Consider the following 13,500-nt stretch of genomic DNA (forward strand, 5'->3'; position numbering starts at 1 on the left):
GCAATGAAAAGATTGATCGCAAACCAAAAGCTATCGACAAAACTGTACGCTATTGTTACTTTAGCAGTACTAGTCATTGTAGCCAGCAGTGCTTTATTTATTAATACTATTTTATCAGTAAGTGATCAATTAGAACAACAGCTTTACGATAATCTTTATGAACCGACATTTTATTTATTGAATGCTGACAGGGATTTCTATCAAGCAGATCAAGCTCTTTTTACCGCTATCCTAGATGAAGAAAATCAAGAGGAATATATAGCAGTTTTTGAAGAGAATGCTCAGCAAGTAGAAGAAAGAATGCAGGTAGCAGAAGAAATTCTCCGGAATGATGAGCAAATTGATCAATCCGTTGTTGATGAGCATCTATCTAGTTTTCACCGTGGATTCGATAGCTGGCGAGAGATGACAGCATCTATTTTTCATGCGGAGGATACTGCTTCGCTCAGCAGTCTCATAGGAAATATGAGAGCAGAATTTGATGAGACACGAAATGAAATAGATTTACTGCAGCAAGAGGTAGAACAAACATCAGAAGAAATTTTGAAAGAAATAGAAACAACAACGCATTATATTGTTATTTTTTCAGGTGTCATCATGCTAATATTTATCCTTATATTATTTGTGTTGAGCTTTATTCTTATTCGTCAAGTTACAAAGCCGATTACTGAGCTTGTTGATGTCAATGAACAAGTGGCAGATGGTAATTTACAAATCGATTCACTTGATGATACTCGTAAAGATGAAATAGGAAGTCTTGCTAGAAGTACGAACCGAATGATTGATGAATTGAAAACAATGGTACGCCATATCCAAGAGATATCTTTAGAGGTAAATGGACAAAGCAAGGAATTATCACAAGCATCAGATGAAGTGAATCTGGGTTCTCAACAAATTGCTAGAACAATGGAGGAAATGTCAAATGGGGCTGAAGAGCAGGCGAGCGCATCAAGTGATATTTCAACGTCTATTGAATCCCTTCATCGAAAAATTGAAGCATCTTCAGAAGAAGGTAAAGTACTTCAGGTATCTTCCAATGAAGTATTAGAGTTATCCTCTGAAAGTGGTACTAAGTTAAATCTATCTGTAGAACAAATGCAAGAGATTACGGCAATGATGCAAACGTCATTGTCTAAAGTGGAAAGTTTGGAACAACAATCGAGTAAAATTTCTACATTAATTGACGTGATTCAAGACATTGCTGAACAAACAAACCTATTAGCGTTAAACGCAGCAATCGAAGCAGCACGTGCAGGTGATTCTGGGAAAGGGTTTGCTGTAGTAGCGGATGAAGTAAGAAAATTAGCTGAACAAGTAAGTAGTTCCGTTACAGAAATAACAGATATAATCAGTGGATTGCAGTCAGAAACAAAGGATGTTGCAGGTGTGCTAGAAGGAGGCTACTCCATCGTTGAAACAGGAAATCAACGGATTCAGGAAAGTCATCAAAGCTTCCAAACGATCCAATCACAAATGAAAGAGATGATAGGAAGAATCCATAACATAAGTGTCAATCTGAACGATATTCAATCATCTAGCGAACAAGTAAGTGATGCAAGTACTGATATCGCTTCAACATCCGAAGAAGTAGCAGCAGGTATTGAAGAAAGCTCAGCAACAGCAGAAGAACAATCAGCATCGATGCAGGAAATTGCAAGTAATGCAGATCACTTATCACAACTATCGCAAGACTTGAATCAGTTAGTCAAGAAGTTTAAATTATAAGTTAATAGCTTTAAATGGTTTCACTTTTATGGACATGAAGTAGAAAAACCACCTAGTTGTTTTCAAACTAGGTGGTTTTTTTAATTATTCTGATACGGGAATGATTGCTCCGCCGTATTCTTCTTCCATAAATGTTTGGATTTCTTCAGAACGCAGTACATCTACTAATGTTTGAAGTGCTTCATTATCTTTATCTTCAGAACGAACAACGATTAAATTAGCATATGGTGAGTCAGGACTTTCAAGAATAATTGCATCTTCAGTTGGTACTAACCCATGTTCAATCGCATAATTCGTGTTGATTGCTACAATTGCATCTTCTTCTCTTTCATAATTTTGCGTTAAAAGCGCTGGTTCAATACTTGTGTCAAACTCCAAGTTTAATGGGTTTTCTACAATATCTTCAACTGTTGCTTCCGTTGGATCAACATTTTCGTCAAGCGTAATAAGCCCTTCTTCTTGCAACAGCAATAAAATACGACCATGGTCTGGAACATTACGACTCATAATAATAGTTGTTCCTTCTTCAATATCCTCTACAGTTTCCACGTTTTTAGAATAAATTCCAATTGGTTCAATGTGAACTCCACCAAGACTTGCAAAGTCATAACCTTTTTCTTCTTTTTCAGTTTCTAAGAATGGTGTATGTTGGTAATAGTTAGCATCTAATAATCCACCATCTAAGTCTTGATTTGGTAGTACATATTCTTGATATGTTTCAATTTGAATCTCGATACCTTGTTCTTCTAATAATGGTGCGGCTTTTTCAAGTACTTCAGAGTGAGGAACTGCTGTCGCTCCAACGACTAACTCTGTTAATTCTTCCGTTTCACCTTCATCGTTTGTTTCTTCTGTGTTGTCTTCACCATTGCTAGTGTCCTCTGCACCTTCTTCATTGTCAGCTGTACCACATGCTACAAGTGCTAAAGACAATAATGCTGTAAGTAAAAAAATAACTAGTTTTTTCACAATAGATCATCCCTTCTTAAATTTTAAATTTTATCTTTTATCTATCACTCTGGATAGGAAATCCCCAATAAATTGAACAACAAATACGATAACTACAATAAACACAGTACAGAGAAATACTACATCAAAATCCCAGCGTTGGAAACCTTTCATATAAGCAAGGTCACCTAATCCACCAGCACCAATTACACCTGCCATAGCTGTATAGCTGATTAAGGCAATTAATGTAACGGTAATCCCAGAAATAATCGCTGGCATCGATTCAGGCAATAATACTTTGAAAATAATCGTGTAACCTTTTGCTCCCATAGATTTCGCAGCCTCGATAACCCCTTTATCCACTTCCTTCAAACCTATTTCGACAAGACGTGCATAGAAAGGAGCTGATCCAATAATTAAAGCAGGCAATGCAGCCTTCCAACCACGAATTGTACCAATTAAGAAATCGGTGAAAGGGAAAAGTAATAAAATTAAAATAATAAATGGTATTGCTCGAAATACGTTAACAATAGTTGCCGTAATAAAGTTTATTAATCTATTTTGCCATAGGTTACCTTGGTCAGTTAGGAAAAGCAATAATCCAAGTATAATCCCAAGAACAAAGGTACCAATACCAGCAAAAATGGTCATGTATAGTGTTTCCCATGTAGCTTGCCACATATCATCCATCACTACATTTGGAAATAGTTGTTCAAACATGTCTTAACACCTCAACTTCCACTCCGGTGCCTCTTAGAAAAGAAATGGTCTCTTCTAAAATGTTTTTATCACCATTTATCTCAACATAGAGGGTGCCATAAGCCCCTTCCTGTGTAGGTGCAATTGATCCTTGTAAAATGTTTATTTCTACATCAAATTTTTTAGCTACTTCACTTATAACTGCACGTTTCGCATTATTCCCTATAAAATGTAATTTGACAACCTCGCTATCTTCCTTGTCATTAATAAAGTCTACTAAATTTTCTTTTTCGTATTCTAAAGGATGGAGTTGCTGTACAAATCGTTTTGTCGTTTTCGATTGTGGTTTTACGAAAACATCTAGAACATCACCAGTTTCCACAACATTACCATTTTCCATTACAGCAACACGGTGACAAATTTTTTGAATAACGTGCATTTCATGTGTAATTAATATAACAGTTAGGTTTAACTTTTTATTAATAGAAACTAACAAATCTAGGATATCGTCGGTTGTTTCAGGATCTAGAGCTGAAGTCGCCTCATCACAAAGTAATACCTCAGGATCATTGGCAAGTGCTCGAGCAATCCCTACACGTTGCTTCTGTCCACCACTTAATTGAGAAGGGTAAACATTCTCTTTCCCTGTAAGGCCAACAAGGTTAATTAACTCTTGTACTTTCTCTTTCCGCTCTGCTTTCGATACACCAGCGATTTCAAGTGGAAATGCAATGTTATCGAAAACGGTTCGAGACCATAGCAAGTTAAAATGCTGAAAAATCATACCGATTTTTTGGCGTTTTTTACGTAATTGGTTCGTTGACATTTTGGTAATATCTTTTTCATGGATGACAACCGAACCATTAGTTGGCTCCTCTAATCGGTTAATTAATCGAACAAAAGTACTTTTACCAGCACCACTATAACCAATAACACCAAAGATTTCGCCTTGTTCTATATTAAGTGAAACATTATCGACAGCTTGCACTTGTTGTTTCTTTGTCTGGTAAAGTTTCGATAAGTTTTTAATGCGAATCATTTTTTCACTCTCCTTCGTTTATTGTGCCACAAACACAATAAAAAATCCTTTCTGAACTAAGAGGACAGAAAGGATAATTATTCGTTGTCCTCTTATCTTTCAAAGCAAAACGCTTTGATGGAATTAGCACCTATCAGCTTTAACTGACGGTTGCCGGGTTTCATAGGGCCATTCCCTCCACCACTCTTGATAAGAGCTATCATATACAAATTCATAACCAATATAATATCATTACGGATGACAATCGTCAATTCTTTTTGAAAAAGTAAAACTATTCAGAAAATAGGAGTGTTGTCATGGTTAGCGCCGTGATAAAGACGAGGTAAGGAGATGGAATAAAGAGACTTTGGCAAAGTATAAGTGTTCTAATAACGAAACTCTGCTTCAACTTTAGCTTGAATATCCAGCTCTCCTGGTTCAATTGGGGTGGTAGCACTGTCAGTGGATATACCTAATACTACTGGACGAGACTCTCTGTCTTCAAACTTAGAAATTTCTTTTAAAGAATACGGCACAGAACTAACGGTTACACCCAGCTCTTGTGCAATAAGGGAGGCTTTCACCTGGGTGTTTTCCACGGCACGTCTGAGCGCACTTTGATAATATCGATCTTGATTAGCAGTGGTTAATTGAATGTTACGAACGATATTTGCTCCTTGATCAACCGCAATATCAATAATGCTGCCGACCTTACTAATTGGTGTAATGGTAACCTGTAGCAAATTAGTTACGCGATACCCTCTAAAAATTTCAATGCCTTCCTTGTAATCATAATTTATATCTATTCGGTAATCGTGTGTTTTAATATGATTTTGAGGAATATTCTCTTGAAGCAGTGCCTGAATAACATTATTTGTCATCTCGGCATTGTCATCCTGGGCTTTTTGGAGGTTTACGTTTTCTGTTTTAACACCTAGGATAACTAAAGCTTGATCTGGTTCAACGGATACCATACCATTGCCTATTACTAGTATTGAATGACCATTTTCTCTTACTTGTGAGTCGGATCTTGTATAAGAGTTGGCATAATACATGCAAGTCACCTCATTTTAGTAACAACTTTTACTTCTACTCTATTCGTAATATAGTGCTTACATTCATTCTCCTACGGAAAAAAGATAATCGAAAAACTCGTCAGTGCAGTTATGGATACCACATAGCATATGAAGGCTAACCTGTATCAAACAAACAAATATTTAACATAATGGATAAATTATTTGATGGTGAACTACTCTCCACGTAGCTACTGTTGGAGATGGAGACTTCTTGGCTAAAATTATGTTAAACTATATTTATGTTGATCAGTACACAATATAGCAGATTTATTAAATGAGCCCAATAAGATAAATGGTAATATTCGAAATGGGGGTGTTTTTCATTGAATAAAGAAACTCCTGAAAATAGAAGAGAGAGGTTTAGGCAAGAAGAATGGAAAGGAAATCCAGGCGGTAATTTGAATGATTCCTTTAATAGAGGAAGTAACGGAAGTCTTGTTGATTTAGTTGGAGGATTAGGTTGGAAAGGTACCGGAATTCTAATTATTGTATTAATATTAGGTTTTATCATATACTCTGTCTTCTTTCGCTAATAAAAGGTACTTTTAGTTGAATATGAAATAATAATAAAACGCTTGGATTAAAATTGAACTGCACCTTAATTGTTGGAAACTATCTAACAATCAGAGGTGCAGTTTTTGGTGTGCAATTTCACGTGGTATTTTCTTTGCGTAATAGACTGTCAGGCTTTTAATTAATCAACGATTGTAATGGAGCCGGAATTCTGCCACCTCGTTGTATTAATTTATCAGAAGAAAACTGGTTCACACCTATAATCGGGGCACGACCAAGTAAGCCACCGAATTCGACTGTTTCTCCTTCTTCTTTACCAATTACAGGAATTACCCGTACTGCCGTAGTTTTTTTATTGATCATTCCAATGGCAGCCTCATCTGCAATAATGGCGGCCAATGTCTCAGGACTAGCTTTTCCCTCTAATGCGATCATATCTAAACCAACTGAACAGACGCATGTCATCGCTTCTAATTTGGAAAGGTTTAAGGCTCCTTCTTCAATTCCACGGATCATGCCGTTATCCTCACTAACTGGAATAAAAGCACCGCTTAACCCGCCCACATAGGAACTTGCCATCGCACCACCTTTTTTAACAGCATCATTCATCAATGCTAAGGCTGCGATCGTACCGTGTGTTCCGACACGTTCCAATCCAATTTCTTCTAATATTTCGGCAACACTATCATTCATCGCGTTAGTAGGTGCTAGCGAAAGGTCCATAATCCCAAAAGGGACATTTAAGCGTTCCGCGACAACACGTCCGATTATTTCGCCAGCTCTCGTTATTTTAAAAGCTGTCTTCTTAATCACGTCGGAGACTTCACCCAAATCAGCATCAGGGTAACGTTGCAAGGCATGAAGGACTACACCTGGTCCACTCACCCCAACACTTAGGACTGCTTCACCTTCACCGGCCCCATGAAAAGCTCCTGCCATAAATGGATTATCTTCAACAGGGTTACAGAAGACAACGAGTTTAGCGCAGCCGATACTATTGTTATCTTGTGTTGATTTAGCTGTGTCGTGAATGATCTGTCCCATTTGGCGGACAGCATCCATATTAATCCCTGTTCTAGTTGTTGCTACTGAAATCGAAGAACAAACACGCTCTGTTTTACTTAAAGCTTCAGGTAACGCATCAAGTAGTATTTGATCCCCTTTAGAAATTCCTTTATGTACTAAGGCTGAAAAGCCACCAATAAAGTCAACATCTAAAGTTTGCGCTGCCTTATCTAACGTTTCGGCAAGTTCAATTGCTTGTTCTTTTGTTGCGTTACCTAATAGTTCAGCAGCAGGAGAAATCGCGATTCGTTTATTAATAATCGGTACACCATATTCTTTTGCTACCTGATTTGCCGTTGATTTTAAGTCTTTCGCATAACTTGTGATCTTATCATATACCTTTTGTTTGACTTTTTCAAAATCGTGATCAGCACAATCACGCAAGCTGATTCCCATTGTCACTGTACGAATATCAAGGTGTTCCATCTCTACCATTCGTATTGTTTCTTGAATTTCGGTAAAAGCTATTGGCATCTGTTACCCTCCTTAGACACGATGCATTGCTTGAAAGACATCTTCTAGTTGAATATTGATTTTTAAACCTAATTCTTGCTCGACAGGCTTAAATTTTTCTTGTAACGTTTCAAGATTACTTGGATCATTGATTTCAATTAGCATGATCATCGTAAAAAAGCCTTCTAAAATCGTCTGACTAATATCTAATATATTGATATTATTATCTGATATTACAGTGGTTACCTTGGCAATAATCCCTACCTGGTCTTTGCCAACTACACTGACAACTGCTCGTTTTTGCATTTATGTCACCTCATTTTTTATTGTTACTTTTTACCATCGTGCTAATCGTCTGTAAGACCACTTCACACCCCGATAAGTTTCCCTAATGTCCAGTGAGGCTCAAACCTCCACTGATCATCTACTCACTTTATTATACCCCAAGTATCCTTTTTTGCTAAATTATACAGCATCGCATAAAATAGAAGAGAATGCACGATGAGAGGAGCTTACAAATGAAAAAGGATATACAACTTATTGCTCTAGATATGGATGGAACCTTGTTAGGCAATGACCATCGAGTCTCGGAAACGAACAAAGAAGCAATTAAAAAAGCACGGGAAAAAGGTGTAGAAGTGATTATTTCTACAGGAAGACATTATCAAACAAGCTCTGATATTGCAAAAGAATTGGATATCCATTATCTGATAACGGTAAATGGTAGTGAAATCTGGACAATGACTGGAGAATTGATTGCCCGTCAAACGCTTGATGCACGAGTCATTGAGAAGCTTGTAGCATTAAAAGAAGAACATCAAACATGGGCATGGCTTTCTTCAACAGATCAAATATGGCGTGGAGAAGTACCAGAGGATATTTTAGCACATGAGTGGTTAAAATTTGGATTTGATACAAAAGATCCGCAAACAAAAGGGAAGATCATGGAGACAATTGAAAGCTGGGAAGAAATTGAATTAAGTAATTCCAGTCCGACAAATATTGAAGTGAATGCTATTGGTGTTAATAAAGCAGCAGCAATTGAAGTCGTATGTGAGCGGTTAGGAATTAATATGTCGCAAGTAATGGCGATGGGTGACAGTTTGAATGATATTAAAATGATCAAACAAGCAGGGTTAGGAATTGCAATGGGAAATGCCCAGGAAGAAGTTAAAAAAGTGGCTGACTCAGAAACGGCAGCAAACGATCAAGACGGTGTAGCAAGAGCTATTGAGAAATGGGTACTGTAAGTTTAATGTATAAATTTTCAGAAAATTAATAGCTAATACTTGCAGAGGGTGTGTCAATATAATAACTTATTATATGGAGTGAATTTTTCAGATCACTACAGTAATATTCGATTTCATGCTAAAATAGACAATGGAATAATACATAGTGACAAAAAAAGGAGCGAATAAGAGAATGGCAAAACAACAATTTGGTGTGATAGGTCTTGCTGTTATGGGTAAAAACCTTGCGCTTAACGTGGAAAGCAGAGGTTACACTGTAGCAGTATTTAACAGAACTTATCAAAAAACAGAAGACTTTTTAAATAATGAAGCAAAAGGTAAAAACTTTGTTGGAGCAGAAACGATCGAAGAATTTGTAGATTCTTTAGAAAAACCTCGTAAGATCATGTTGATGGTACAAGCAGGCCCGGCAACAGATGCAACGATTGCTTCATTAAAACCACTTCTAGATGAAGGAGATATCTTAATCGATGGTGGTAATACATTCTTTAAAGATACTATGCGTCGTAACGCAGAGTTAGACGAGTCCGGTATCCACTTTATTGGAACTGGTGTATCTGGTGGGGAAGAAGGAGCACTTAAAGGACCTTCTATTATGCCAGGAGGACAAAAAGAAGCTTATGATAAAGTAGCACCAATTTTTGAAGCAATATCTGCAAAAGTTAACGGTGATCCTTGTGTAACGTACATCGGACCAAATGGTGCTGGTCATTATGTCAAAATGGTACACAACGGTATCGAGTATGGCGATATGCAGTTAATTTGTGAAGCATACTTCATTATGAAGCATGTACTTGGATTAAGTGCGGAAGAATTACATGAAGTATTTGGCGAATGGAACAAAGGGGAATTAGACAGTTACCTTATTGAAATTACCACAGATATCTTCAAGAAGAAAGATAAAGAGACAGGTAAACCAATGGTAGATGTGATCCTTGATACCGCTGGTCAAAAAGGTACAGGTAAATGGACAAGTCAAAGCTCTCTAGACTTAGGTGTACCATTACCGGTGATCACTGAATCTGTTTTTGCACGTTTCATCTCTGCCATGAAAGAAGAACGTGTGGCAGCAAGCAAAGTATTACAAGGTCCGTCAGCTGGAGACAAGCCATATGAAGGTGACAAAGATGAGCTTATTGAAGCAATCCGTAAAGCACTTTATATGAGTAAAATTGTTTCTTATGCACAAGGTTTCGCGCAAATGCGTGCAGCTTCTGAAGAAAATGACTGGAACTTGCGCTATGGTGATATCTCGATGATCTTCCGTGGTGGATGTATCATTCGTGCACAATTCCTGCAAAAAATTAAAGAAGCATATGATCGTGATCCAGGACTTGCGAACTTACTACTTGATCCGTATTTCAAAGAGATCGTGGAAAGCTATCAAACATCACTACGTAAAGTACTTTCTATCGCAATGGAACGTGGTATTCCAGTACCAGGCTTTGCAAGTGCATTAGCTTACTATGACAGCTATCGTACAGAAACATTGCCAGCAAACTTACTACAAGCACAACGCGACTACTTCGGTGCTCATACGTATCAACGTAACGACAAAGAAGGCGTGTTCCATACAGAGTGGTTAGAAGATTAATATTGAGAAAACCTCTTGCTTAAAAGCAAGAGGTTTTTCTTAAAAGGTAAGAAAGTATATAATCAGCTCGATGACCGTGTTTAACGAAGTAGTTATTTTGACATATTTTTTGGTGGTTGAAAACGCTCCGACTAATTACTTCGCTTTCCGCGGGCACGGCCTCAACTAACTTTGCAAAGAAAAACACTTTGCAAAGTGGATTTTCGGCTCGCGCTATTCCCGCAGGAGTCTACGTAATTAGTCTCCGCTATAAGAGATGCAACAACTATTGTGATAAGTAATAGGTTGCTTTTTTTACAATGGACCGCTATCCATGAGTATAAAAGCAGCTGTGTTACTTCATGCTAGCGTTGTAGAGCCTGATAATAGCGTAGGCCGCCCCCTTCCACTCCTGTGGGAATCGTTTGACCTGAAGATCCACTTTTTTGAGCGAGTTTTGCTCAAAAAAGTTAGCTGAAGGACAAACCCCACGGAAAGGGAAAGGGGCAGCCGGAGCGGTTGTTACGCCTATTATTTATGTCAAAATAACTACTTTGGGCTTTCCTAGTTTTTCTTGTAAGACTTGTAAGATAGGAAAGTATAAATTTTGCGCAGATGTCTAGCTCCGAGCGCCCAGAAACTAGGCGACTTCACGAATTGCCCTACGATAAAGAAGACTTGCCGATTGGTGAAACCAGAGGCTTAGTCGCACTTATGCCTTTAGGTGAAAGTCATCATTGGTTCGTAAACTCACCGTGATTCCTTTATCTCAGTTGATTCGTTCCATCCGCTACGTTTCTAGACGGGCGCTCTGCGCTTTTCTTACCTTAATAATTTCTTCAATTGTGTCTTGTTCTTTTTAGATACTAAAATAAATAGAATATCACCTTTTTTTATGGTGGTGTCACCAGTTGGGGCAACCAATTCATTATTTCTTATAATTGCACTTATTAAAGCATCTTGAGGAAAATCAATATCTACTAATTGTTCACCTACCAAATTTACTTCGTCACGCACCTCATATTCAACCATTTCTGCATTTGCTTTTCCAATCGAAATGAGCTCTATGCTGTGCATCGGTTCCGCACGACTGCGTCCAGATAATCCGAGTTTTTCAGCAACAATTGAGATCGTAGAACCTTGGATTAAAGCGGATAGTAGGACAACGAAGAATACAACATTAAAAAATAGCTGTCCATTATCTAATTCTGCTACCATCGGGAAGGTGGCTAATACGATAGGAACTGCACCCTTTAAACCTGCCCACGATAGAAAGATCTTTTCTTTGAAACTATAACTTTGCTTTATCGTACTGATAAAAACAGCAATAGGGCGAGCCAATAAAATTAAGATTAGGGAAATAACTAGTCCTTGCCAAATAATATCGAATGAAAATAAATCATTTGGAAAAACAAGAAGTCCTAATATCGTAAACATCAGAATTTGTGCAATCCATGCAATCCCTTCATTAAAACGGAAAATCGAATGGCGATAAGCTATTTCTGCATTTCCAATATACACGGCTAATACATAGACAGCTAATAGGCCACTAGCCTGTATAAGATCAGAAAAACTAAATGTTAATAACGCAAATGCCAGGCCAAATACCGGGTATAATCCACTTGAATCTAGATTTATTTTATTGATGGAATAAACTGCTATAAATCCCATTAGAAGACCGATTAAAACACCAACTAACATTTGCCAAAAAAACGTACCGATTAGAGAAAAGTAAGATGCTTGTTCATTCGTGATCAATTCGATGAAAGATATAGTTAGGATCATCGCCATCGGATCATTAGACCCTGACTCAGCTTCTAATGTCGATCCAATTCTTTGCTTAATATTTTGACCTTTTAGAACAGCAAAAACTGCTGCTGCATCAGTGGAACCAACGATTGCACCAAACAAAAAGCCTTCTAACCAAGTGACATCCAGAATGAATTTCGCAGCAATTGCAACTACTACTGAGGTAATTAGCACTCCTAATGTCGCTAATGAGATAGAGGGACCAATTACTGGGCGGATATTCTTCCATTCTGTCTGAAGACCACCTTCAAATAGGATAATAACAAGTGCTAACATCCCAATTAGTTGGGTAAGGTTATAATCACTAAAATAAATAAAATTAAGGCCATCACTGCCAAATAGCATACCAATAGCAATGTATAGTATTAGCACAGGTACGCCAATTCTACTGGAGAATTTAGTCGTTATAACGCCAATAATAAACAATAACCCTATCGTTAAAATAAAGTATTCTGTCGTAAATAAGTCACCTATCATAGGCAATTCCCCTTTTTGTTTATCACAATGTAATTGTCTGTAAGACCACACACATCAGAAATCTAAGTGGAGTAACAGACGCTAACACCTTGATCATAGTCTTATTTTATAAATTTACATCTACTTTAATCGTTGTAGACTCTTTTTTATCCATTCCAATATAGTGAAGTGTTTCTGATGTAGAGGAATGACCATAAATATCCCTTATGAGCGAGATAGCTATTCCTTTTTTATATGCGTGATAACCGAATGTTTTTCGTAATGTATGGGTTCCTATCTTATCATCAATGCCAATTTCTCGTGCCGCCTTATTGATGATACGGTATGCCTGCTGACGTGTAATAGGGGACGTTCCATTTTTCGTTATAAATAAGTAGTCTTCAGAAGATAGAGTGGAATGGAGCATATATTGCTTTATAGCAGAACGGATTTTTGTGTTTAAATAAATAGAGGAAGTTTTATCACTGGTGGATTGAATAAATTCCCTTGGTGTTTTACCATCCCACACTTGTTCCACTTTAATTGCTAATAGTTCGTTGATACGAAGACCTGTATTAATTTCAAATACAAATAACAGGTAGTCACGAAAAGAGCGTTTTTTTAGATAGGCTTTTAATTTTTTAATATGATTTACATCCTTGATAGGCATTACAAATTCCATTATCATCGCTCCATTTAGGTTACTTAATATAAATTATATCACGGGTTATGTAACATATAAAATAATTTGCATCAATAAGTACTTTACGGACAACTAATTGAAAGTACATGAAAAACTGTCCGCAAGAACGGATCTAACGGACAGAGAAAGACTATATCAGATAGAATTGTCCGTAAAAATCGATCTTACGGACCAAAATGTATCAAATTAGCATCAAGTGTCCGTAAGAACCT

Annotated in this window: 12 protein-coding genes and 1 riboswitch; of the genes, 4 read left to right on the forward strand and 8 right to left on the reverse strand. The window is 37.3% G+C overall.

Features of this window, described 5'->3' with window-relative positions; all coding sequences use genetic code 11:
* Window positions 1-3: 3 nt before the first annotated feature.
* Window positions 4-1,725: a methyl-accepting chemotaxis protein gene (locus J5J03_RS18125; RefSeq protein ID WP_208591550.1), complete on the forward strand. Its 1,722-nt coding sequence runs from the start codon at window positions 4-6 to the stop codon at window positions 1,723-1,725.
* Between the two features lie 84 nt (window positions 1,726-1,809).
* Here the strand turns inward: J5J03_RS18125 and J5J03_RS18130 are convergent, their stop codons facing one another.
* From J5J03_RS18130 to J5J03_RS18145, 4 genes are all read right to left on the reverse strand, one after another.
* Complete coding sequence (locus J5J03_RS18130; protein ID WP_208591552.1) at window positions 1,810-2,694, reverse strand: MetQ/NlpA family ABC transporter substrate-binding protein; 885 nt, start codon at window positions 2,692-2,694, stop codon at window positions 1,810-1,812.
* A 30-nt stretch (window positions 2,695-2,724) separates the two neighbouring features.
* Window positions 2,725-3,393, reverse strand: coding sequence for a methionine ABC transporter permease (locus J5J03_RS18135; RefSeq protein WP_208591554.1), 669 nt, complete (start codon window positions 3,391-3,393; stop codon window positions 2,725-2,727).
* On the reverse strand, window positions 3,386-4,411 hold the full coding sequence (locus J5J03_RS18140) for a methionine ABC transporter ATP-binding protein (protein WP_208591564.1): 1,026 nt from the start codon (window positions 4,409-4,411) through the stop codon (window positions 3,386-3,388). Before J5J03_RS18140 ends, J5J03_RS18135 begins: the two co-directional genes overlap by 8 nt.
* 89 nt (window positions 4,412-4,500) lie before the next feature.
* A riboswitch (SAM riboswitch) is annotated at window positions 4,501-4,607 on the reverse strand.
* A gap of 169 nt (window positions 4,608-4,776) precedes the next feature.
* Window positions 4,777-5,445 carry an SIMPL domain-containing protein gene (locus J5J03_RS18145; RefSeq protein ID WP_208591572.1) on the reverse strand — a complete coding sequence of 223 codons (669 nt, stop codon included), beginning with the start codon at window positions 5,443-5,445 and terminating at the stop codon, window positions 4,777-4,779.
* 344 nt (window positions 5,446-5,789) lie between these two features.
* Between J5J03_RS18145 and J5J03_RS18150 the strand changes: the two genes are divergently transcribed.
* Window positions 5,790-5,999, forward strand: coding sequence for a DUF6366 family protein (locus tag J5J03_RS18150; RefSeq protein WP_208591574.1), 210 nt, complete (start codon window positions 5,790-5,792; stop codon window positions 5,997-5,999).
* Window positions 6,000-6,156: 157 nt separating this feature from the next.
* Here J5J03_RS18150 and J5J03_RS18155 read toward each other — a convergent pair whose 3' ends face one another.
* Together J5J03_RS18155 and J5J03_RS18160 are read right to left on the reverse strand one after the other, a co-directional pair.
* A complete protein-coding gene (locus tag J5J03_RS18155; protein WP_208591576.1) occupies window positions 6,157-7,518 on the reverse strand; it encodes a PFL family protein in 1,362 nt (453 codons plus the stop codon).
* Window positions 7,519-7,530: 12 nt separating this feature from the next.
* Complete coding sequence (locus tag J5J03_RS18160; RefSeq protein ID WP_153835491.1) at window positions 7,531-7,803, reverse strand: ACT domain-containing protein; 273 nt, start codon at window positions 7,801-7,803, stop codon at window positions 7,531-7,533.
* Between the two features lie 212 nt (window positions 7,804-8,015).
* On the opposite strand from J5J03_RS18160, the gene J5J03_RS18165 reads away from it, so the two are divergent.
* Both J5J03_RS18165 and gndA read left to right on the forward strand, forming a co-directional pair.
* Window positions 8,016-8,747: a Cof-type HAD-IIB family hydrolase gene (locus J5J03_RS18165; RefSeq protein WP_208591585.1), complete on the forward strand. Its 732-nt coding sequence runs from the start codon at window positions 8,016-8,018 to the stop codon at window positions 8,745-8,747.
* Window positions 8,748-8,919: 172 nt separating this feature from the next.
* Entirely contained in the window at window positions 8,920-10,341 is a 1,422-nt protein-coding gene (gene gndA / locus J5J03_RS18170; protein ID WP_208591586.1) for an NADP-dependent phosphogluconate dehydrogenase, read from the forward strand.
* Between the two features lie 801 nt (window positions 10,342-11,142).
* Here the strand turns inward: gndA and J5J03_RS18175 are convergent.
* Entirely contained in the window at window positions 11,143-12,606 is a 1,464-nt protein-coding gene (locus J5J03_RS18175) for a potassium/proton antiporter (protein ID WP_208591589.1), read from the reverse strand.
* 106 nt (window positions 12,607-12,712) lie between these two features.
* A complete protein-coding gene (locus J5J03_RS18180) occupies window positions 12,713-13,267 on the reverse strand; it encodes a tyrosine-type recombinase/integrase (protein WP_208591593.1) in 555 nt (184 codons plus the stop codon).
* Between the last annotated feature and the right edge of the window lie 233 nt (window positions 13,268-13,500).

It is taken from the genome of Gracilibacillus suaedae (genome assembly GCF_017599345.1).
Taxonomy (GTDB): Bacteria; Bacillota; Bacilli; order Bacillales; family Amphibacillaceae; genus Gracilibacillus; species Gracilibacillus suaedae.

Bases quoted from the DNA above. Each gene is read 5' to 3' on its own strand.
- J5J03_RS18125 (WP_208591550.1), top strand. From the start codon at position 4: ATGAAAAGATTGATCGCAAACCAAAAGCTATCGACAAAACTGTACGCT.
- J5J03_RS18135 (WP_208591554.1), bottom strand. From the start codon at position 3,393: ATGTTTGAACAACTATTTCCAAATGTAGTGATGGATGATATGTGGCAA.
- J5J03_RS18140 (WP_208591564.1), bottom strand. From the start codon at position 4,411: ATGATTCGCATTAAAAACTTATCGAAACTTTACCAGACAAAGAAACAA.
- J5J03_RS18145 (WP_208591572.1), bottom strand. From the start codon at position 5,445: ATGTATTATGCCAACTCTTATACAAGATCCGACTCACAAGTAAGAGAA.
- J5J03_RS18155 (WP_208591576.1), bottom strand. From the start codon at position 7,518: ATGCCAATAGCTTTTACCGAAATTCAAGAAACAATACGAATGGTAGAG.
- J5J03_RS18160 (WP_153835491.1), bottom strand. From the start codon at position 7,803: ATGCAAAAACGAGCAGTTGTCAGTGTAGTTGGCAAAGACCAGGTAGGG.
- J5J03_RS18165 (WP_208591585.1), top strand. From the start codon at position 8,016: ATGAAAAAGGATATACAACTTATTGCTCTAGATATGGATGGAACCTTG.
- gndA (WP_208591586.1), top strand. From the start codon at position 8,920: ATGGCAAAACAACAATTTGGTGTGATAGGTCTTGCTGTTATGGGTAAA.
- J5J03_RS18175 (WP_208591589.1), bottom strand. From the start codon at position 12,606: ATGATAGGTGACTTATTTACGACAGAATACTTTATTTTAACGATAGGG.
- J5J03_RS18180 (WP_208591593.1), bottom strand. From the start codon at position 13,267: ATGGAATTTGTAATGCCTATCAAGGATGTAAATCATATTAAAAAATTA.